The 23,400-nt window shown below is 36.6% G+C and carries 15 protein-coding genes and 1 riboswitch (1 of these 16 running past the window's edge); all 15 genes read left to right on the top strand.

Annotated elements, in window-relative coordinates; all coding sequences use genetic code 11:
- The first annotated feature begins 16 nt into the window (after window positions 1–16).
- The gene (pyk, locus tag ETI37_RS01705) at window positions 17–1,786 is read left to right on the top strand and encodes a pyruvate kinase (RefSeq protein WP_006586626.1); all 1,770 of its coding nucleotides are present in this window, start codon (window positions 17–19) and stop codon (window positions 1,784–1,786) included.
- Window positions 1,787–1,911: 125 nt separating this feature from the next.
- On the top strand, window positions 1,912–2,790 hold the full coding sequence (locus ETI37_RS01700; RefSeq protein ID WP_006586627.1) for a CvfB family protein: 879 nt from the start codon (window positions 1,912–1,914) through the stop codon (window positions 2,788–2,790).
- Window positions 2,777–3,679 carry a site-specific tyrosine recombinase XerD gene (xerD, locus tag ETI37_RS01695; protein WP_006586628.1) on the top strand — a complete coding sequence of 301 codons (903 nt, stop codon included), beginning with the start codon at window positions 2,777–2,779 and terminating at the stop codon, window positions 3,677–3,679. The genes ETI37_RS01700 and xerD overlap by 14 nt, the downstream gene beginning before the upstream one ends.
- A 2-nt stretch (window positions 3,680–3,681) precedes the next feature.
- Window positions 3,682–4,020: a hypothetical protein gene (locus ETI37_RS01690; RefSeq protein WP_006586630.1), complete on the top strand. Its 339-nt coding sequence runs from the start codon at window positions 3,682–3,684 to the stop codon at window positions 4,018–4,020.
- Between the two features lie 2 nt (window positions 4,021–4,022).
- Window positions 4,023–4,751: a segregation and condensation protein A gene (locus ETI37_RS01685; protein ID WP_006586631.1), complete on the top strand. Its 729-nt coding sequence runs from the start codon at window positions 4,023–4,025 to the stop codon at window positions 4,749–4,751.
- Window positions 4,752–4,754: 3 nt separating this feature from the next.
- The gene (scpB, locus tag ETI37_RS01680; RefSeq protein ID WP_006586632.1) at window positions 4,755–5,354 is read left to right on the top strand and encodes an SMC-Scp complex subunit ScpB; all 600 of its coding nucleotides are present in this window, start codon (window positions 4,755–4,757) and stop codon (window positions 5,352–5,354) included.
- Window positions 5,354–6,067 carry a pseudouridine synthase gene (locus ETI37_RS01675; protein ID WP_006586633.1) on the top strand — a complete coding sequence of 238 codons (714 nt, stop codon included), beginning with the start codon at window positions 5,354–5,356 and terminating at the stop codon, window positions 6,065–6,067. Before scpB ends, ETI37_RS01675 begins: the two co-directional genes overlap by 1 nt.
- A gap of 25 nt (window positions 6,068–6,092) precedes the next feature.
- Window positions 6,093–6,204: riboswitch (FMN riboswitch) on the top strand.
- A gap of 79 nt (window positions 6,205–6,283) precedes the next feature.
- The gene (locus tag ETI37_RS01670) at window positions 6,284–6,856 is read left to right on the top strand and encodes an ECF transporter S component (RefSeq protein WP_006586634.1); all 573 of its coding nucleotides are present in this window, start codon (window positions 6,284–6,286) and stop codon (window positions 6,854–6,856) included.
- A 93-nt stretch (window positions 6,857–6,949) separates the two neighbouring features.
- Window positions 6,950–7,450 (top strand): LysM peptidoglycan-binding domain-containing protein, encoded by a 501-nt coding sequence (locus ETI37_RS01665; protein WP_006586635.1) that lies wholly within the window; start codon window positions 6,950–6,952, stop codon window positions 7,448–7,450.
- A 45-nt stretch (window positions 7,451–7,495) separates the two neighbouring features.
- Window positions 7,496–8,161, top strand: coding sequence for a (d)CMP kinase (gene cmk, locus ETI37_RS01660; RefSeq protein WP_006586636.1), 666 nt, complete (start codon window positions 7,496–7,498; stop codon window positions 8,159–8,161).
- A gap of 94 nt (window positions 8,162–8,255) precedes the next feature.
- Window positions 8,256–9,464: a 30S ribosomal protein S1 gene (rpsA, locus tag ETI37_RS01655; protein WP_006586637.1), complete on the top strand. Its 1,209-nt coding sequence runs from the start codon at window positions 8,256–8,258 to the stop codon at window positions 9,462–9,464.
- Window positions 9,465–9,542: 78 nt separating this feature from the next.
- Window positions 9,543–10,853, top strand: coding sequence for a ribosome biogenesis GTPase Der (gene der / locus ETI37_RS01650; RefSeq protein WP_006587242.1), 1,311 nt, complete (start codon window positions 9,543–9,545; stop codon window positions 10,851–10,853).
- A gap of 218 nt (window positions 10,854–11,071) precedes the next feature.
- A complete protein-coding gene (locus ETI37_RS01645) occupies window positions 11,072–11,347 on the top strand; it encodes an HU family DNA-binding protein (RefSeq protein WP_006586639.1) in 276 nt (91 codons plus the stop codon).
- Between the two features lie 113 nt (window positions 11,348–11,460).
- Complete coding sequence (locus ETI37_RS01640; RefSeq protein WP_143458376.1) at window positions 11,461–12,711, top strand: tetratricopeptide repeat protein; 1,251 nt, start codon at window positions 11,461–11,463, stop codon at window positions 12,709–12,711.
- Window positions 12,712–12,939: 228 nt separating this feature from the next.
- A protein-coding gene (locus tag ETI37_RS07785; RefSeq protein WP_006586641.1) for a mucin-binding protein crosses the window boundary here: on the top strand, window positions 12,940–23,400 show its 5' end (the start). Its footprint extends 18,867 nt past the window's final position; only the first 10,461 of its 29,328 coding nucleotides appear in the window; its start codon is at window positions 12,940–12,942; the stop codon falls past the right edge of the window.

The following is a 23,400-nucleotide window of genomic DNA, read 5'->3' as shown; positions in this document are numbered from 1 at the left end:
TAGGAGAGTTTTTTAAATGAAGAAAACTAAGATTGTTAGTACTTTAGGTCCTGCATCAAACGATTTAGAAACTATTATTAAGTTAATTGAAGCAGGTGCAAATGTCTTCCGTTTCAACTTCTCACACGGTGATCACGAAGAACACCTTTCACGTATGAAGTTGGTTAGAGAAGCTGAAAAGAAGACCGGCAAGTTAGTTGGTATTATGCTTGACACCAAGGGTGCTGAAATCAGAACTACCGAACAAGAAGAAGGCAAGTTCACTATTCACACTGGTGAAACTATGCGTATTTCTATGGATGCTACCAAGAAGGGTAACAAGGACAAGATTTACGTAACTTACCCAGGTCTTTACGATGACACTCACGTAGGTGGTCACGTATTAATCGATGATGGTAAGGTTGACTTATTAATCACTGAAAAAGATGAAGCAAACAAGGAATTAGTAACCAAGGCTCAAAACACTGGTTTAATTGGTTCTAAGAAGGGTGTTAACGCACCAGGTGTTGAAATCCGTCTCCCAGGTATTACTGAAAAGGATACTGATGACATTAACTTCGGTTTACAACACGGCATTAACTTTATTTCTGCTTCATTTGTACGTAAGGCTCAAGACGTTTTAGATATTCGTCAATTATGTGAAAACGCTGGCCAAGACCACGTTAAGATCTTCCCTAAGATTGAATCACAAGAAGGTATCGACAACATTGATTCAATCCTTCAAGTTTCTGATGGTTTAATGGTAGCTCGTGGTGACATGGGTGTTGAAATCCCATTCATGAACGTACCATTTGTACAAAAGACTTTGATCAAGAAGGCAAATGCATTAGGTAAGCCAGTTATTACTGCTACTCAAATGCTTGACTCAATGCAAGAAAACCCACGTCCAACTCGTGCCGAAGTAACTGACGTTGCTAACGCTGTTTTGGATGGTACTGATGCAACTATGCTTTCAGGTGAATCAGCAAACGGTTTATACCCTGTACAATCAGTACAAGCAATGCACGACATTGATGTACGTACTGAAAAGCAAATTGCACAACGTAACACTTTGGCACTTCAAAGATTTGAAGAATACCAAGGTTCAAATGTAACTGAAGCTATCGGTGAATCAGTTGTTAGAACTGCTGAAGAATTAGGTGTAAAGACTATCATTACTGCAACTCAATCAGGTTACACTGCAAGAATGATTTCTAAGTACCGTCCAAATGCAGACATCGTTGCATTGACTTTCGATGAAAAGATTCAACACTCACTTGGTATTGTTTGGGGTGTTCAACCACTTCTTACTGAAAAGCCAACTTCAACTGATGATATGTTTGAAAAGGCAGCTAAGATTGCTAAGGAAAACGGCTTCGTTAAGGATGGCGATTTAGTAATTATCGTTGCTGGTGTTCCGGTTGGTGAATCTGGTACTACTAACTTGATGAAGCTTGAACTTATCGGTTCAAAGCTTGTTAAGGGTCTTGGTGTAGGTACTGGTTCAGTTATCGGTAAGGCTGTTGTAGCAAACAGTGCTGATGAAGCAAACAACAAGGTAGAAGATGGTGACATTTTAGTTGCTAAGACTACTGACAAGGATTACTTACCCGCAATCAAGAAGGCAAGTGGTTTAGTAGTTGAAGCTTCTGGTTTAACTTCACATGCTGCTGTTGTTGGTCTTTCATTAGGTATCCCAGTTATCGTTGGTGCTACTGACGCAACTGACAAGATTGCTGACAACACTACTATTACTATTGATGCTCGTCGTGGTGCTGTATACCAAGGTGAAGCAGCTAACTTATAATAGCTAGTTAAATATAAAAATAAAAGTAGTCTGATTTTTCAGACTGCTTTTATTTTTTGCCTAAATTCTTTATACTATAGAATTAGATTATGTAAAATAAATATATTTAAGAAAGGAGGCCTCGCATGCTAGGGACAATTCAAAAAGGAAAAGTTATTGATAAAAATGACGAGGCATATTATGTTCAGGTAAATGGGGTGACTTATGAGCTCAATAAGCTAGAAGTTACTCAAGAGCAAATGCCCCAATTAGGTGATATTGTTCAAGGCTTTATTTATGATAATAAAAATCATAAAAAACAAATGACTCAGTTTTATCCTTTTGCAATGCCAGATCAATATGGATGGAGTAAAGTTACTGAAGTTAGACGTGATTTAGGAGTCTTTGTGGATATTGGTTTGCCAGATAAAGATGTAGTTATTTCTTTGGATGATTTACCTCTTGATAAGGCGAAATGGCCAAGAATTGGAGATCGCTTGTTAGTTACTTTAGAAACCGACCATAAAGATCGTATTTGGGCAAAAATGGCCGATGAAAATGTTTTTGAACAACTTTCAAGCAAATTTCCTCAAAATATGAAAAATAAAAACTTGTTAGTTACTGTTTATGCGACGCGTCCAGTAGGAGATTTTGTTTTAACAAGCGATTTTTATTTAGGCTTTATCCATGAAAGCGAAATGATGACCCCACTTAGATTAGGGGAACAAATTAAGGCTAGAGTTGTAGGAATTAGTAAATATGGCCGTTTAAATTTGAGTGTATTACCAAGAGCATTTGAAGAAATTGATGAAGATAGTCAGATGATTTTGATGTCACTTAGACGTGAAGCAAGCAAATCTTTGCCATTTTACGATAAAAGTGATGCGCAAGATATAAAAAATCATTTTGGTATTTCTAAATCAGCTTTTAAGAGAGCAATTGGTAGATTGCTAAAGCAAGGCTTGATTGTTGAAGATAAAGATGCTGGTAAAATTACTTTGGTAGATAAAAATGAAGAAGAATAATCTTGATCAAGTTGCTGATTTCTTGAGATTTTGCAGTTTGGAGCGGGGCTTGAGTAAGAATACAGTTGATTCATATCAATTGGATTTAAACCAATTTATTGAATATTTAGATAAAGAAAAAATTACTGATTGGCCAGAAGATCCATTGATAATCGATTCTTATCTAGCTAAACAGCGTGATGAAGGAAAAAAGACTAGTACAATTAGTCGTGGCATAACTACTTTGCGACGGTTTTATCGCTATTTGTTGCGACAACATATTTTGGTAGTTGATCCTTTAATTCAAATTGATACTCCTAAGCAAGAAAAAAGACTACCACTTGCTCTTTCACAAAAGGAAGTAGAACAGCTGCTAGCTCAACCTGATATCAAAACTACAACTGGATTGCGTGATCGGGCAATTTTGGAATTACTGTATGCTACTGGCATGCGGGTCAGCGAATTAATTAATTTAAAAGAAGCGGACTTGCATACTGATTTAAAGATAATTAGGGTTTTGGGGAAAGGCTCAAAAGAGCGGTTGGTTCCTGTGACTGACTTTGCTTTAAATTGGCTTGATAAGTATTTAAAAAATGTAAGAGATCCAGCATTGCTCAAAAAGGGTGTTGCGTGTGACTTTTTATTTTTAAATAATAGAGCCGGACAGTTAACAAGACAAGCAGTTTGGCAGTCAATTAAGAAATATAGTAAATTGGCTAAGATTGACAAAGATATTACGCCGCATACTTTGAGGCATACTTTCGCGACTCATCTACTTGAAAACGGAGCAGATTTGCGAGTTGTGCAAGAAATATTGGGTCACAGTGACATTAGTACAACTCAGATTTATACTAATTTATCACAAAAGCATATTTTTGATGTTTATCAGAAAACACATCCTAGAGCATAATTATGTTAGTAAAATATAAAAAAGACTATGAAAAAATCGCAATGGGGTTGTTATCCTATTTGCCTGATTTACGAAATTTAAAAAATTTACAAGAAGAAATGAGTTTGTATGATAATTCTGGTGAATTCTTCCTATATTTATTTAGAGATAAAGAGTCTGATTTAATCGGGATTGTGGGGATTCAATTATTAGAACATTTTGTTTTAATTAGATATTTGTCACTAGCACCGGGATTTAGAAATCACGAATATGAACAAGCAATAATTAGAGATTTACGTGAAGAATTTCCCAAGAAGCGATTAACAGCACTTCCAGATTATAGTTACTTATTTAAGGATTAACGATGACAGAAAATTTAAAAGTTGAATTACCCAATTTTGAAGGGCCATTAGATTTATTATTACACTTAATCCGTTCTCAAGAGATTGATATTTATGATATTCCAATTGCTGAAATAACAAGACAATATCTTACGTATCTTGAAAAAATGAAAGAACTCAACTTGCAACTAGCTGGTGAGTACTTTGTTATGGCATCAACTTTATTGAGAATTAAGTCACAATATTTATTGCCCAAAAATGATTTTGTTGAATTAGAGCAAGAACCAGATATCGATCCAAGACAAGAATTAGTTGAACAATTAGTTCAATACTCTGTTTTTAAGAAAATATCTAAATATTTAAAACAGCGTAATGATAGTGTCCCTGTTACTGTAGCCAAAGAGCCTAGTGTAGGACAAGCTAAAAGCATATCTCCATTACCATTAGGACAACTTAGTGAGAGTGAATTAGCTAATACCTTCTCCTTATTGATTCGGCGGTATAAATTGCGGACACCAGAATCAGCTACAGTAAAGATTAAATATTCTTCTGTAAGTGATATGACTAAAATGCTTGAAAATAAGTTCTCGCAAGTAACAAGGATTAGTTTTTTTTCATGTATTCAAAAAATTAAAACCTTAGATGATGTAATTTCACTCTTTTTGGCTATTTTAGAAATGAGTAAAAATAAAAAAATAAAAGTAAGTCAAGGTCGTGAATATGGCGATTTGACACTAGAAAGAATTGATTAGTAAATGGCAACTAAGCTCGCTGAATTAGAAAGTTTATTATACTTAGCTGGTGATACAGGTGTTGAACAAGCTAACTTGTGTCAATTATTAGAAATTGAAGCTCCGGCTTTGCGTGAGTTAGCGAAGAAGTTAACTCAAAAACTATCTGAGGATGAAAATTCAGGTTTGCAAGTTAGTTTGATTAAAGATACATATAAGATGACAACAAGTTATGATGTGGCTGATGTTGTTGAAAAATATTATCAAAAAGATCTTTCAAAGACCTTGAGCCAATCAGCTTTAGAAATTTTGGCAATTGTTGCATATCGTCAACCAATTACAAGAGTTGAAATCGATGAAATTCGAGGAGTTAATTCTGCTGGTGCAATTCAAACGTTAATTTGGCGTGGGTTAGTTAAAACAAGCGGGAAAAAAGATGTTCCCGGTCATCCTAACTTATATGTAACGACAGATTATTTCTTGCAATATTTTGGATATGAGTCTTTAGCTGATTTGCCAGTGATTGAAGATTTTGAAAATGAAAGTATTGATGAAAAGGGACAAGTAGATCTCTTTAAGGCAAAAGATAGTAATAATCCTCAAAATAGACTAGGAGAAAGATAATGGCAGAACGTTTGCAAAAATTGATTGCTCAAGCAGGTATAGCTTCTCGTCGGAAAGCTGAAAAAATGATAACTGAAGGCAGAGTGGCAGTTAATGGGCGAATTGTAACTGAATTGGGAACTAAGGTTGAACCTAGTGCAAATATTGAAGTTGATGGCTTACCAATTCAAAAAGAAAGTAAACATACTTACCTTTTATATAAGCCAAGAGGAGTTATTTCTTCTGTAAAAGATGATAAAGGAAGAAAAACTGTTCTGGACTTTTTTGAAGAGAGTCCTTATCGTTTGTATCCAGTAGGGAGACTTGACTATGATACCTCTGGGTTACTACTTATTACTAATGATGGTGAATTGGCTAATAAACTAATGCACCCTCGCCACATGGTAGATAAAGTGTATGTTGCAAAAATTAAGGGCTTTTTAACCCCAGAAGAAATATATAGTTTAAAACATGGTGTAAGGATTGATGGTAAAAAGTCAGCACCTGCAAAGGTAAAAATCATTAGCACTAATCGAGAAAAGGGAACTTCAATTGTTCAATTAACAATTCATGAAGGACATTACCATCAAGTTAAAAGAATGTTTAAGGCAGTAGGTCATTTAGTTGATAAGTTATCACGTGAACGATATGCTTTTTTAACCTTAAAGTCACTTACTGCAGGTAAATATCGTGAATTAACTCGTGAAGAAGTTGCTAAACTAAAAAGCATGTAGTATACTGAAGCTGAATTTAATAGGAAAGCGTCTTCAAGGCAGGGTGAAAATCCCGACCGGCTGTTTGAGTCAGCAACCCACTTATGTGGCTGAACCCTAAGGTACCGATAGTATAGTCTAGATGGAAGAAGACAGGCTGATAAAGGAAAATTACATAATACTTTCTCAAAGGTCTGCCTCTTGGAGCGCAGACCCTTTTGTTTGTAGGAAATATTTATGACTAAGACAAGATCAAATCTAGCTAAGACTTTAGCAGCAGTAATGATTGGTGTAATTGCTTTTGTAGTAATGAAGATTGAATTCCCAATTATTCCGATTTTCCCATTTTTAAAAATGGATTTTTCAGATGTCATTATTTTAATTGGTAGCTTTTTATTCGGACCAGTGTCTGGAATTGGAATGGCTTTTATTAAGTGCTTCTTGAGTTTAGCTTTATCAGGATTTAATATTCTGTCTTTAGTTGGCCAAATAGCAGCATTTTTGGCAAGTATTTGCTATATTGTGCCTTTATATGTGGTTAGCAAGAAAAATGAAGATAAATTCATTATGCAAATAGCCGCAGTAGTAGTTGGTACAATTTGCTTAACCCTTGCGATGAGCTTAGCAAATATTTGGCTTTTAATGCCAATGTATGCTAAGTTTGCTAATTTCTCATTCCCAGCAACTTACATTCTTTATGGAGTTGTTCCATTTAATGTGATAAAGGGAGTAATTAACGGAATTTTAGCAGTTATGGTGATTAAATTTGTTTTACCACAACTAGAGAATTTTGCTTCAAAGAGATTTTAATTTGACTAATATTAGATAAGCCCTAAGAGGGGCTTTTTTCTTTATCCTTAAATATGCTAAAATAACAGTGATTATGTTGGGAGAGTGTTTATCGTGAATAATAATTCATCAAATAACGGCCCTTACAAGCATTTTAAGCGGCCTGAACAAGGACGAGTTCAACAATCTAAGCCTAAAAAGGCTCATCATTTTGTTAAATGGGTAATTGGTTTAGTAATTGTTGTATTGGTTGGTGTCCCAGTTTACTTGACATTTAATCATAAATCTTCAAGTTCAGATGTGACTACACCGACTAGAGTTAAAACTTCAGCTTCAAGTTCTGCAAGTTCTAAGAGTAAAAAAATTAAAATTGTAAAAGAATCCTCAAGTTCTAGCTCAGCTTCAAGCGAATCATCATCTAGTTCTCAAGCCGCTTCTTCAAGTTCAGTTGCTAGTTCATCAAGTTCAGAGTTGCGGACATATGTAGTTCAAGATGGAGATAGCTTATCATCTATTGCTGCAGCTCATGGGATGTCTGTTGATACATTAGCTCGGTTGAATAATATTACTGATGCAACAAGTATTAGAGCTGGGGAAACACTCAAACTTAATTAAAATCACAGGAAAGGATAAAGAGACCGTGGTCTCTTTTTTATTGAAATGCAAGTAGCTATTGATGGTCCAGCTTCTGCTGGAAAAAGTACAGTTGCCAAGATTATTGCTAAAAAGTTAGGTTTTATTTATATTGATACTGGTGCGATGTATCGCGCATGTACTTTTATTGCAAGAAAAGAAAATATTGATTATGGCGATGAAGCTCATATTTTAACAGCAATTAGTCAAAATAAAATTGAGTTTAAGTCAGAAAATGGTGAACAAAGAGTTTACGTTGCTGGGGAAGATGTTTCTCTTGCTATTAGAACGCCAGAAATCACTGCTAATGTTTCGCAAGTAAGTGCATTAAAAGGTGTACGCGAAAAAATGGTTGAATTACAACGAGAAATGGCTGGTTCAACTAATGTTATTATGGATGGCCGTGATATTGGTACAACGGTTTTGCCTGATGCTGAATTAAAAATCTTTTTAGTTGCAAGTGTTCATTCACGAGCTAAGAGAAGATTGCTTGATTATGCTGAAAAGGGAATTCATGAAGATTTAGCTAAAATTGAACATGATATTGCCGAGCGTGATTATAAAGATTCGCATCGTGCAATTTCTCCATTAAAAAAGGCAGATGATGCGGTTGAAGTTGATACAACAAATATGTCAATTGATGAAGTAGTTAGTGACATTTTGGCAAAAATTAAGGCAAAAATGGCAAAATAACAAAAAATCAAGAGAAATTTTGAAAAAAAAGCTCGAAAAGGTGGAAAAATATCATGCTTTCATTTAAAATTAAACATGATATTGGGAGGTATTTATGTCAGATAACAGTAATCAATTTTTAGATGCTTTAAAGGAAATGCAAGGTGTTGAAGTTGGCAACATTGTAGACGTTGAAGTTTTAAGTGTTGAAGACGGACAAATTGCAGTTGGTGTTCAAAATGCAGGTGTTGAAGGTGTCATCACTCGTCGTGAATTCACACAAGATCGTAATGCAGATCTCCACGACTTAGTTAAGCCTGGTGATACTTTCAAGGCTTTGGTATTGAGAAGAGCCGGTGGCGATAAGGAAAACGGCGAATTCTTCTTCTCAGTAACTCGCTTGAAGGAAAGAGAAGCATTTGATAAGCTTCAAAAGGACTACGAAGCAGGTAACGCTATTGAAGGTACTGTAACTAGTTCAGTACGTGGTGGTTTAATTGTTAACGTTGGTACTAGAGGTTTCTTGCCAGCATCATTAATTTCTAACCACTTTGTTTCAGACCTTAAGCCATACATTGGTAAGTCTATTAAGGTTAAGATTACCGAAATTGATCCTAACAAGAACCGCTTAATCATTTCACACAAGGAATTAATCGAAGAAGAACGTGAAGAAGCATTTGAAACTGTAGCTTCACAACTTGTTGCTGGTGATATTGTTGAAGGTAAAGTTTCTCGTTTAACTAACTTTGGTGCCTTTGTAGATGTTGGTGGTGTTGACGGCTTAGTTCACATCTCTGAAATCTCATACAAGCATATTGACAAGCCTAGTGATGTATTGAAGACTGGTCAAGATGTTAAGGTTAAAGTTATCGGTATCGATGACGACAGACACCGCATCTCCCTTTCAATTAAGCAAACTGAACCATCACCATTTGAACAAGCAACTTCAGAATTAAGTGAAGGCGAAGTAGTTGAAGGTGAAGTTAAGTCATTGACTTCATTTGGTGCCTTTGTTGAAGTAGCAGATGGTATTCAAGGTTTAGTACACGTTTCTGAAATTTCAAACAAGCGTGTTGAAAAGCCTAGCGATGTTTTGAAGGTTGGCGAAACTGTTAAGGTTAAGGTTTTGAGCATTAACCCAGATGAAAAGAGAATTTCTCTTTCAATTAAGCAAGCACAACCAGCAGCTGAAGGCGAAGGAAACAACGCTCGTCGTAGCGCATCACGTAACGATTCTGTAGCTAAGAAGTACATGAGCGATAACAACGACAACGGCTTTGCACTTGGCGACATCATTGGTGACCAATTGAAAGACCGTCAATAATGATGATTTAAAAGCCGACGATAGTCGGCTTTTTTTGTTGGATTTTAAATTTAATCAAATAAAGAAAGGATGATAATAATGGCTCTACCAACTGTTGCAATTGTTGGTCAACCTAATGTTGGAAAATCAACTTTATTTAATCGAATTATTAATGAGCGTTTAGCTATTGTTGAAGACCGACCAGGAGTAACGCGTGACCGTAATTATGCCAAAGCCTCTTGGCTAGGCCATGAATTTAATATCATCGATACTGGTGGTATTACTTGGGAAGGTGGACGAATTGAAGATGAAATTCGCGCTCAAGCTGATATTGCTATGGAAGAAGCGGATGTAATTGTAATGATTACAAGCGTTGCCTTGCATTTGACTGATTTGGATGAGAGAATTGCTAGAATTCTCTATCGCTCAAGTAAACCAGTTATTTTGGCTGTTAATAAGGCAGATAATCCAGAACAACGTGCAGATATTTATGATTTTTATAGTTTAGGACTAGGAGATCCAATTCCAATTTCATCAACTCATGGTACAGGAATTGGGGACTTGCTTGACGCTGTTGTTGAGAATTTTCCACCTGAAGCTGATACTAAGGATGAAGATGAAATTGCCTTTAGTGTGATTGGGCGTCCAAATGTTGGTAAATCATCAATTATCAATGCCATGTTGGGTCAAAAACGAGTTATTGTTGCTAATGAAGAAGGTACAACTAGGGATGCTGTTGATACACCATTTGTAGCCGAAGATGGCACGAAGTTTAGAATGATTGATACCGCAGGTATTAGACGTCGCGGAAAAGTTTACGAAAAGACAGAAAAATATTCTGTTTTACGTGCTCAGGCTGCAATTCAACGCTCTGATGTAGTTTGCCTAGTTTTAGATGCAAGTACTGGCATTCGTGAACAAGATAAGCATGTGGCTGGATTTGCGCATGATGCAGGCCGTGGAATGATTATTGTTGTCAACAAGTGGGATTTACCTAAAAAAGATTCTAATTCCGCTAAAGACTTCACTAGAGTCATTCGTGAAGAATTTCAATATCTTGACTATGCCCCTATTATTTTTGTATCTGCAAAAACTGGCAAAAATTTGGATCAACTACCAGATTTAATTAAAGAAGTTGCTGAAAACCAAAGTCAAAGAATTCAATCTAGTGTCTTGAATGACATGTTAATTGAAGCATCTAAGCTTGTACCATCACCTTTAATTAAGGGAAAACGTTTAAGGGTTTACTACATGACTCAAGTAGCTGTTCAACCACCAACTTTTGTTGTCTTTGTAAACGACCCTGAATTGATGCACTTTTCATATAAACGGTTCTTGATTAATCAACTTCGTGACAATTTTGATTTTACTGGTACTCCGATAAAAATCTTGCCACGTAAGCGAAAATAAAGGAATTAAAAGAAGTTTTTAATAATAAACTAAGAAAATATATATTTGTATCTAGCAAAGAAAGATTTATTATTTATTTTTTGAAAAAACCTTGTTATGACGGGCTTATTGTGCTATTTTTAGAATCAGGAAACAATGATTGGTCATGATCATTCTTCCTTATTCTTTTTTAAAGAATAAGTCTGAACTCATAGGTTCAAACTCAGGAGGTGAATACAATGGCAAACAAAGCAGAATTAGTAGCAGAAGTTGCAGCTAAGACTAAGCTTACCAAGAAGGATGTTGCTGCAGCAGTTGACGCAATTTTTGCATCAATCCAAGATGATCTTGCTAAGGGTGAAAAGGTTCAATTGATCGGCTTTGGTACTTTTGAAGTACGTAACCGTGCCGCTCGTAAGGGTCGTAACCCACAAACTGGTGTTGAAATCGAAATTCCAGCAAGCAAGGTTCCAGCATTCAAGCCTGGTAAGGCTCTTAAGGATGCTGTTAAGTAATTTTTACTTAACTTTTAAAAGGTCTAGGTTTTCCTAGGCTTTTTTTATTTCTTAAATGACTTGAAGCTGTTAAGATAGAAAGAGCGAATTTACCTAGAAAGAAGGATCAATTGATGTCATATTCTGAGCAACTGCTTGATGCAATTGAAAAACATGATTTTTCTCAAAATAATATTCTTTTAAAGAAGGCACTTGATTCTGACAGTAGTGAGCTTCTCGCAGCTTTGGCAGAGAACTTAACAGATATGGGCTTTAGTGATATGGCAAAAGATGTTTATCGTTCACTGATTGCTAAGAATCCCGAAGAGGACTTGTTTAAAGTTTATCTAGCCGAAATCTTATTGAATGATGGTCAAGATGACGATGCTTTAAGCTTGCTTTATAGCATAGACGAAAATAGTGATAGCTACCTTGAAATCTTGTTAGTACAAGCCGATTATTACCAATCATTAGGTCTTTTTGAAACTGCGCAAGCAAAATTACAAGAAGCACATGAATTAGCTCCTAAAGAAGATGCAATTATTTTTGGTTTGGCTGAATTAGCATATTCAACTGGAAAAAATGAACTGGCATTGCATTATTATCAAGATTTAGCTACTAGACAAAAACATTTTGGTGAGATTAATTTGCGTGAGCGGATTTTTGCTAGTTTAGCTAAATTAGGTCGCTATGAAGAAGCCAGTGAAATAATCAAACAATATGGACAGGACTTTATTGATATTGATACCAGATACGAAGCAGGCTTAGTTCTGTTAAGTACAAAAGATTATAAAAAGGCAATTGAATATTTAACTGGTGTATTAGAGCAGGCAAGTGATTATGTAAATGCCTATCCATTGCTTGCACAGGCTTATGAAGCAAATGGTGATAATGAAAAGGCGCTAGAGACGGCTCAGACAGGTTTAACATACAATGAATATGATGAGACCCTTTACGCTTTAATTGGCCGTGTAGCTGCTAACTGTGCTAAATATGACCTAGCTGTTGATATGCTAAAGAAAGGTCTATCATTTGCCCCCGATAATATGGATTTACGTGTACAATTATCGAATTTATATCTCTATTTGAAAAAAGACGAGGAAAACTTACAGTTATTCCGAGAAGTTGATGAAGAAAATCTTGAACCGCAAGCAAGATGGAATATTGCAGTTTCGTTGTATCGTTTAGAAAAATATCAAGAATCACGCAAAGAATTCTTACTTGCCTATCCAAACTTGCAAAATAATGCTGATTTTTTGAAGGACATGATTCGGCTCTTTAATATCGATGGAGAAAGAGTGGCATTGAAAGATTTACTTCAAAAGTATTTGGAGTTAATTCCAGATGATGAGGAAATGCTCGACTTATATGATGAATTAGTATAACCAATAAAAAGAACCATATAGAAAATATATGGTTCTTTTTATGCGCTTTTTTAAGATAAAAATATAATTATATTTCATGTGTAAATGAGTTGTATATAGCACTAAAGTGGTAAAATAGTAATGTACGTTGTAAACGTTATTATTATATAAATTAATATTAAACAAATACAATCTACAACAAATATATCTATTGTAATAAAGGGAATATTCCCGTGGGAGGTTATTATAATGGGAGTTTCAAAGAATAATTTCCGAAATAAGATGGAACAGTCGTCAAGACAGGTTCAACACTTCGGTTTTCGTAAGTTTTCAGTTGGCTTGACGAGTGTTTTATTGTCGACGTCGTTGTATTTTGGCTTTATGGGAGCGGGAGCGCAAGCTGCAACAACACCGTTAAGTCAGACCAGTTCTGAAAGTACTGAGCAGACAAGTTCGGCAAGTTCGTCATCGGCACGAAGCGAGCTAAATAAAGAGGTACTTTCTAGTTCAACTAGTTCTGCCAGTTCATCAGTTAAATCAGCTGATAAGACGGATTTACAAAAGCTTTATGATGAGATTGTCAAAAGTGAAGAAAAGAATCAATTAGCTTCACAGTTGACTTCTGTTAAGTCTATTCTTAATAATGAAAGCGCTTCACAAACGGAAGTAGACTCAGCTTTAGCAAGCTTGAAGCAGGCTTATATTAAAGCCTTGAGCGATAATGCTAAAAAACAAGAGCAAGCTAATGCTCAAGCTAGTGAAACAAAAGTAGCTAAGCAAACTCAAGAAACACAACCAGTAGTTAAGGATAATAGTTTGAGTGTTACCAAGGTAGCAAATCAAGATAATGCGACAGTTGCAGCACTAACTACCAATTTAGCTGCTCAAGCTTCAAATAGTAATGCTGCTAATACTGCTACCAATAACGATGCAGGTGCAGAATCTGAAGCTATTTCTACTTCAGAAACAGCACCAAATGGGATTGACCAAGTAGCTAAGCAGACAGCAGCTACTACAGTTACTAATGCAAATGAAGTGGTTACAAGTAGTGATCAAACTCAAAATCGTTCTAAACGTGAGGCAGTGACAAATGCTGAAGCTGATAAATCAACTACTGGTTCTACTATTCAAGGGCGTAACATTAAGGTTACCTTCCTTGGTGGTAATCAGTTCTATGCAAGTAGTGATGGGGATGATCAACCAACAGGCGCCGTCAACCCTGGCGTTGATGTAGATCAAGGTTACTATGTGGCTGCAGTATCTTTTCAAGGAAAAGCTGGTGACACTGTTAAAATTACCCTTCCTTATGTTAAGGGGTTTAGTCCAAGTAAGTTAGGTGCCCAAGCTGATTTACCAGCCTCTGTAACTTCTCAAAAAGAAGAAACTATTACTGGTGAAGATGGTAGACAATATTTGGTTGAAACTTATAACTTGACTAACAATATTGAAAGTTTAGTAACGGTTTACTTCCAATACCAAAACCAAGGTGTGTGGATTGTTTCAGGTAAGGATTCAGCGAAGATTTATAATCTTTCAGCTAGTGATATAGGTGATAAGACTTATCAAATTAAGGCCGTTATCGGTAGCGGAGAAGATCCAGAAAAAGATAAAGACAAACAAGAAAGTTCAGCTGATTTTACAACTCATATTAAAGAAAATTTTACTTTTGCTAGAATGTCTAACGATTCCAGTTTAGTTGCTGGATCTGGACAAGATCCTTATCCAGATGGAACACCTAAAGTAATAGCAGGAAAAGAGTTCTCGACGTTTCTACACGTCTGGGATAATGTATCATTGCCAGCTAATAATGGTCAGGCAAACTATTGGGGAATTTATGGCGGAACTAATCTAGGGACAACTATTACTATTCCAACACCAGAAGGTTACCAAATTGATGCTGTTGGAACTATGAATGTTAATGGTTGGGATAGTAAGGGTTACCATATTACTCAAGATGGTCCGGGTAAAGATATCATTATCCAAATCGATTCTGGCTACGGTATTATGTACCAAGATACTCCACAAGCTTCATATCGAATTCTTGGTAGATTTACTCAAGCTATCCCAGACTTTGATACCCGAGTTTGGGCGTCAGGACCAATACATGTTGAAAAGACTAATAGCTATGATTCTACAGGTAAAAAAGTTACTATTTCATATACTGGTGATTCAACTTGGAATGAAACTATCATGGGTCAAGATAGTATTGATAAAGCAAAAAAAGCTTCTCAAACAGCTATTGACCCAGATACAGGAATGCCAAAAGAAGCATCAAGTATTGCTGGAAATTATGGTAGTGTAAATTCTTACAAGGTACCAAAGAGAAAAAGTGAAAAATTATTTTTGGATGCAGAACCTGATGATAATGAAGGCTCATTTAGATTTGATACTGGTACGGCTCAAAGTTTTACTACTAAAGATGGAAATCCAACTTTATATTTCACTTTTGATAAAAAGTTAAATGTCTATAAGTTATCAACTCCAAATGCTGCTTTTATGCAGGGAACAAATTTCATTAATAATTATCACTACACTTTAACCCGTGCAGATGGTAGTACCCAAACAGGTAAAATTGATGCTGGTGGAATAATTGAAAATGCTAACCCTACATCAGCAATTGTAAGCATTGTTTTAACACCTGACCAAGTAAGTTCAGCTTCTATTGTTAACCACTACTTTGATAAACATAATCAATATACATTCTATGGTCGTGTAGTTAATAAGAATTTAGCAACTGGTGAAACTAAGTCAAATGTTGGTGACAAATTGACTGCAACCTTCCAATTTAGGTCAACTACTGCCCAAGGTGTAGTAATTAATTCACCAATTGCTAAATTAACACAAACGGTGGACGAAACTGAAGCCTCACTTAAATTTGAAGCCTTACCTGATACAAGTGTTCAAGCTGGTGACTTACAGGGTTGGACTATTCGTGGTTTATATGATGATTCAAGCAAGACTGCTAGTGGTTATAGTTCATATGAACCAATCATTTACTATGTATTGCCCAAGGGTATCACTTACCGTAATGCTCCAGGTTTAGCTGCAGGTAACTTTACTGCAGGTGGGAATACTGCAATTCCTAAAGTTTCCACCTTTGTTAACTCACAAGGTGAACAAGTAATTAAGGTGGATTATACTGGGACTAAATCATACTATACTTGGCCAAAGGATAAGTCTGGTATTAACGATCAATACACAATTGGGGCAGTTCCAGGACTTGATGTGCTTGCTGGTAATTACAAGGGGTCAGTTTACATTAAGTCAACCACGCCAATGGATTCTACTTTAAATCCAAAGGCTACTAGTGATGATGCTAAAAACTTACTTGATTTAGCTGGGGATGCAACTAATCTTTACCACGTATCTGATTTGACCTTTAAAGTTAATAGTGGTGATATTGTTAACACTGTAACTTCAGCTAAAGTAGATAATGGGGCTTGGAGCGATGTGGTAAAAACGGATGTTAACCCAACTCACTTTAAGGACCACACTATTTCATTTGGATGGACTTTGAATAACCAAGCTTCTGATGGAGTTAAAGGGATTGTTTCTGTTGCTGAAGTACCACAAATTGATAAGCATGGAAACTCAATGAACTTCCAATTAACTGGTCCAATTACTTTGCCAAGCAATTTAACTAATGCTAAAGCCTACTACTACACTGGCGACTTTAACATGGACAATACTGAAGTTAGTGGCAAGCCAGATTTATCTCAATGGCAAACAGCAGATCAAATTACCGATTGGTCAAAGGTTAAGTATGTTGCAATTGCTATTGACTCACTTCCTCCTAAATCTTCATCTGGTAGAATTGAAATTACTGGTTACATTACTCAGTCTCGGTATTCTAATGCTGGGACTGCCTTCTTGCCAACGATTACTTATACTAAGAAGCCAGATAATACCGACAATGGGCCTTTATCAATCTTAACTAAGACTAATACAGATGGTCGTCGCCGTGCTGCTGAAGTTGATGCTACTGTTATGGATTCACTTGATGTCAAGGCAGTCTTTCCAAGTGACTCAGGAATAGCTGATATTGACTTAGGTCGTGGACCTGTTTACACACCAAATGCTGGGGAAGTTTATACTGAAAGTGATTATCCAGATTCAATGGCAGATGGTAAGATTCCTGCTGGCTGGAAACTAGATAAAAAGGTCTTAGTTGGTAAAGATGGCCAAGAATATGCTTGGGGTTCTTCAGTCTTTTATGCGATTACAGGAGAACCTTACTTCACTGACTTGCATGTTGAATTCCGTTATGTTCACAACCAAAGAGTAATTACCCCTGGTGACTTCCCAGATAAGGATAAGTCTGATCCAGTTGATGGGATAACTTACCGTGATGTGGTTAAGACTGTAACTCGGACTATTAGAATTCACAAGACTGATGGCACGATTGAAACTGTCACTCAACCAGTCGACTTCTACCGGACTATTACTTACGATGAAGTAGATAAGAAGATTATTGCAACTAGTGCTTACAAGCCTGATGATAGTTTGTGGGCAGCATATAATGTACCTTCAGTTCAAGATAAAGTAATAGTCTACACTAAGACAATAGATGGCAAGACGACAGATCCTACAATCATTTCAGATGGAAATGTTCCTGAAGAAACTATCGACTCAAATACTAACGATGAATTTGTTGATGTTTACTATCAAAATCCAGGTACTAAGAAGCCAGATGCTCAAAAGACTGTAACTCGTACTGTTGTTGTCAACTTCCCAGCTGGTTACTCAGTTGATGCTACTGCCTTAAAGGCAAATGATGGTAATGGTGTAACTACTACTGTTAATGGTCAAACTGTCACTAGAACTTATACTACTACGATGACTAGAACTGTAAGTTTGAAGAGTGATGGTACTTGGCAAACTACTGACTGGCAATACACTGACAGAAACTGGCCAGATGTAACTAATGGTAGTGACTTATTACCAGCAATTACCAAATACACTCCAACTGTAACTGACAATATTAAGAAGACAACTGTTGACTCAATTAATGCAGAAACAGTTGATGAAAATACTCAAAATGAATCATTCACCATTGATTATGTTCAAAATGGTGTCATTCAAATTGTGGCTGTTGATAAGAGTAGTAACAATAAGCCAATCGCATTAGGTGATTTAACCACTACTATGGAAGGTAAAGATGGTTCAAATATTGACCAAACTACCTTGAATGGTTATATTGATGCAATTAAGCAAAGATTAGCTGGCCAAAACTATAAGTTTGACTCTCAAACTCCAACTTCAAACCCAACTACTTATGCTGATCAAACTATTACCCTTTACTTCACTCACAATACCCAAGACTTTACTCCAGACAACAAGCCTAGTGATGCTGAAGATCTAGAAAAGACTATTAGCAGAACAATTACTGTTAACTTCCCAGATGAAGCTCATGCTCAAGCATTTGCTGGTCAAGCAGGTTACACAGTAAATGGTAAATCAGTAACTAGAACTGATACCGCAAGCTTTACTAGAACTGCTACTAAGGACTTAGTAACTAATACTTACACCTACTCCCCATGGGTAGTTAAGGGTACTAGCCAAGCTAGCGCAACTTTACCAGGACTTAACTACGGTGAAGCCTTCTTACCAGAAATTTCACGTTATGCTCCTAATAGATCTAGCGTAAGTTCTGTAAGTGTTGATGATGCTTACATTAAAGCAGGCACTACTCCAGAAAGTGTAACGATTAGTTATGCTCCTGTATCATCTACTTTCCAAGTTGTTTTGGAAGACCAAGATGATGGCAATAAGGTTGTTAAGGCATTTATCTTCAATAATAAAGTGGGAGAAACACATACCTATAGCGATACTGAAAAGTCTTTGCCTGCAAACTATGAATGGGCTGATGAAAATAATAAGTTAGGCGATAGTATCACCCTTAGCGACACTACACCTGCTGTAACTGTTTACTATGTAAAGCACATGCATAAAACAACAACAGGTACAAAAGATGTCACTAGAACTGTTGATGGTACTAAGCCAGATGGTAGTGCAATTAACTACAGCGACAAGGTAACATTTAACTACACTACTGATACAGACTTGGTAAATGGTAAGACTACTACTAAGTACGACCATGATAGTCAAAGCTTTAATGCAGTAGCTGATGATGTGGCTCCAGCAACAATTAATGGTTATACTCGAGTATTGAATGGTGGCAGTTTAGATGCGCAAACAGTAACTCCAAATAGTAGTGACATTAATGTCCACGTAAGCTACATTGCCAATGACCAAAAGATTTTAATTAAGGCTTATGATGTTCACAATAATTCTAAGACCGAGTTAGCTATCCCTCGTGGAATTATGACTTCAATTATTGGTAAGAGTAAGGCTGTTGTTGATACTAGTGAAGTTCAAGCTGCAATTGATGCTATTAAGCAATATCTTGAATCTAACGGTTACACTATGATTACCAAGGATCCAGTAATTCCTCAGAATTATGATAGTGATGATAAAGTTGATCAAATTATTGAATTAGACTTTGATCACAAGACTGATGTAGTTGATCATGATCATATTCCTGATGGTAGTCCAATTAAGAAGGCTGACCTTGAAACTACTGTTAAGAGAACTGTAACTGTTCATAATACTGATGGTTCAACTCAAACTGTTAGCCAAGACTTTATTGCAACTAGAACTGCCAACTATGATCCGGTTACTAAGACAGTAATTAGTTACAATCCATGGTCTGGTTCAAGTGATACTTACACAATTTCTCCACAAAAGGGCTACAAATCTCGCTGGACTACTAGATTTGGTGAAGGTGCTACAATTGCTGCTAAGAGTGGAGATTCTGATTACCAAGTAGTACCTGCATATGATGTTGATGCTCAACATATTACAGCTGATACTGTTCCTGGTGAAAATGTCGATGTTTACTATGATGCTCAAGATGCAACTAGAACAATTAAGTACCAAGATAAAGATACTGGTAAGATTGTTGGATCATTTGACTCTGATCCAGCTAAGGTTGGTACTCAAGTAGATGTTGATATTAAGGGGCATGTCCCAGATGGCTACGAATTAACACCTAACATTGAAGTTCCAAGTCAAGTTGCTATAACTTCAGATAATGTTCCTGTTGTTGTTTCTGTTCAACGTAAGGGTACTACTTACACTTACACTGACAAGAACTTGCCAACTGGTATAACTGCTGATGATTTACAAAAGACAGTTCATCGTCAAATCATTGAACACTTGACAAGTGCTGGTCAAGAACATGATAAGTATATTAATCAAGATGCTAACTTTGTCAGAACTGTCACTGTTTACCCAGCTACAGCTGATCAACCACAAAAGGTTGTCTTTGGTGATTGGACTCCTAAGACTGATGCTGATTCAATCTTCAGCGAAAAGGCAATCGATCAAGTAGATGGATATATCAGTGTTTATGTTGATAGTGATGGTGTAACTGGTCACCCAATTACTGTAGTTCCAAGTCAAGTAGTTGCAAAATCAAATGGTGTTCCAATTGATGCTGATACTTTCCACGTATACTACCGGAAGGTTTCAACAGTTCCAGAAGGAAACATTCCAGATGGTACTACCAAGAAGGATGGTACTAAATTAACAGATGCTGATTTAGGTACTGATATTATTCGTGATATCTATGAAACTGCACCTGGTACAACTGAACCTAAGCTGATTAAGGAACAAAGAGTTCGTTTAACTAGGGATGCTTTAGTCAACCAATTTACTCACGAAGTTATTGGCTACTCTGATTGGAGAGTAAACTCTGAATATAACAAGGCACATACAGCTGATGGTTATGATGACACTTTGCCAGACTACACTCCAACTGCTTATGCTGGTTACACTCCTTCAGTTGCTCAAGTAACTCCAATTATTCAAATTGATAACAATACTCCACACTTAATTAAGGTTTACATTTCTTACAACAACCAAAAGCGGACACAAGTTATCAACTATGTTGACTCAGCTACTGGCAAGACTGTTCGCAGTCAAACTATTACTGGTGTTTCAGGACAAGATTCTTCAGAAAATCTTGAAATTCCAGCAGGTTATGAACAAGATACTGCTAAGCCAGCTGAAAACGTAACCTTCAGTCAAGATGGTCAAAGTATTGTTGCTCACTTCCAAGATAAAGATTTACCAACTGGTACTATCTACGTTAAGGCTAGTCAAGACACATACACTCAAGACAATGTTCCAGCTAACTTACGTGACCAAGTAGTTAAGGAAGTTACTAGAACAATTACTGTTAACCGTCCTGGTGATAAGACTCCACAAGTAATTAAGCAAACTGTTATCTTCCACAGAACGATTAAGTTTGATAAAGTTACTGGTCAAGTTATTCCTGATACTGCAACTGCATGGTTAACTGATGATAATAATGCTAGTGGTACTTGGGAAGAATATGACGCACCAACAATTACTGGTTATGTTCCAACCACTGCTACAGTTGCTAGTCAAACTGTTACTGCAGAAACTCCAAATAGCGACATTACCATTAACTACACCGACAACACCCAAAACCTTAAGTTAAAGGCAGTTGACGATGCTAATAATGAATCTGAAATTACTATTCCAAGTGGTTTAACTACTGAAATTAAGGGTACAAGTAGCACACCAGTTGACCAAGATAAGCTTCAAGGTGCAATTGACAAGATTGTTAAGGCTCTTGAAGATCAAGGCTACAAGTTTGCTGGAAATAACACCATTGATACTTATGATGATGACTCAAAGACTGATCAATGGATTACTATTCACTTCACTCACCAAACTGAAGACGATGACCAAGGTCAACTTCCAGAAGGTGTAACTCCAGAAGATTTAACTAAGACCATCACCAGAACTATCCACGTTCAAGGTGAACCAACTAAGAGCAGTCATGATGAAACTCAAACAATTACTGCAACTCGTAAGGCAATTTACGATAAGGTAGCTAAGAAGATTACTGGTTACACTGATTGGACTGGCTCAATTCCTGTATTTAACGTCAACCAATACACTGGTTACACTTCACAAGTTGATGGCAAGGATGCTAAGGAAGTTGCTAGCGTAACTATCGATAACAACACACCAAGCACGCTTGAAAGTACTGTAACTTATAAAGCAGGTGAAGCTACTCAAACTATTAACTACGTAACTGAAGATGGTACTAAAGTTGGTACAACTTCAATGTCTGGTAATGTTGGCACAGTTCTTGGAAGCGGTGTTGTTGATAAGATTAACGGCAATGTTCCAAGTGGTTATGAATTAGTTCCAGGTCAAAACTTTACTAGTTATGAAAATAATAAGTTTACAACTGATGACAACCCAATCAATGTTTACGTCAAGGTAACTGGTAACACTATTTCACATGATGGTACTAAGCCAGACGGTGTAACTGATGATCAATGGAACGGTAGAAACAAGACTGTTACTAGAACTATTAAGTTCTTCAATGCTGATGGCACAGAAGATACTACTAAGACTATTACTCAAACAATCAACCTTGGTGCAGATGTCTTATACGACAATGTCAACAAGAAGTTCCTTGGTTACACTAACTGGAGAATTATTTCAGGTTCATGGAATTCAGAAGATTTAACTGAAAAGACCCCAGCAGGGATGGATGCTACGATTGATGGTCACATAACTACTTATGTTCCATCAGGCGCAGTTGATGTTAACAACCCTCAAAACCAAGAAGTTGATGTTCACTTTAAGGCCAAAGATGGTTTAAGCTTCACTGTTCAATACCAAACTGATAGTGGTGTAATTCTCAAGAGTTACACTATTAAGGGTAAGGCTAACCAACAAGGTGTTGCTTTAGCTGAAGGTACAACTACAATTCCTGATGGCTACAGTGTTGAAGCAAAGTCACAAGCTGCATATGATGCTTTGAAGTCTGGTAACCACAATTTTGGTACTAGTGATGAAACTGTTGTTATTTACGTTCAATCTGCTGGTACTCATAATGTTGGCCCAGATGATCCATCTAAGTTGCCAAGTGGCGTTACAGTTAGCGATTTGAAGAAGACTGTTACTAGAACAGCTACTATTCATAAGACTGACGGCACAACTGAAGACTTAACTGCACAAACAGTTGACTTTACTCGTCAAGCAATTGTTGATGATGCAACTGGTGCCTTCAAAGGCTTCACAGCTTGGACTCCAGAAAACGGTACTTGGGCTGATGAAACCAGTCAAGTTCCTGATGTTGCTGGTTACACTACTGTTAATAAGAATAAGCTTGGTCAAGTAACTGTAACTGGTGATATGGAAGATCAACATGTTGATGTCTTCTACGTTGATTCAACTCAAAAGGCTAAGATTGAAGCTTACACTACTGATGGAACCCAATTAACTATTCCATCTAGCTACACTACTGAAATTTCTGGTAAATCAGGTTCAGGTATTGCTGGTAAGACAATTAATGACATTATTAGTTACTTCAAGGGTGAAGGTTACAGCTTTGATCACCAAGATGTCGACACTTATGACACTGACAGCAATGTTGAACAAACTGTTAAACTTTACTTCACGAAGGGTGAAAAGAATTACGATTCAAACACTCCAGATAGTGATTTACCAAAGAATGTAAACATCCCTGGTGAAACTAGTCCACGTGACTTAACTCATGATGACTTATACAAGACAGTCACTAGAACTATTACCACTGAAACTCCAGATGGTAAGTCTTCAAGCTTTACTCAAACTGTTGTTGCAACTAGAACTGCTACA

It is taken from the genome of Lactobacillus mulieris (genome assembly GCF_007095465.1).
Lineage (GTDB): Bacteria > Bacillota > Bacilli > Lactobacillales > Lactobacillaceae > Lactobacillus > Lactobacillus mulieris.
Note: the sequence above shows the minus strand (reverse complement) of the source record. Positions and strands in the feature narration are given on the sequence as shown.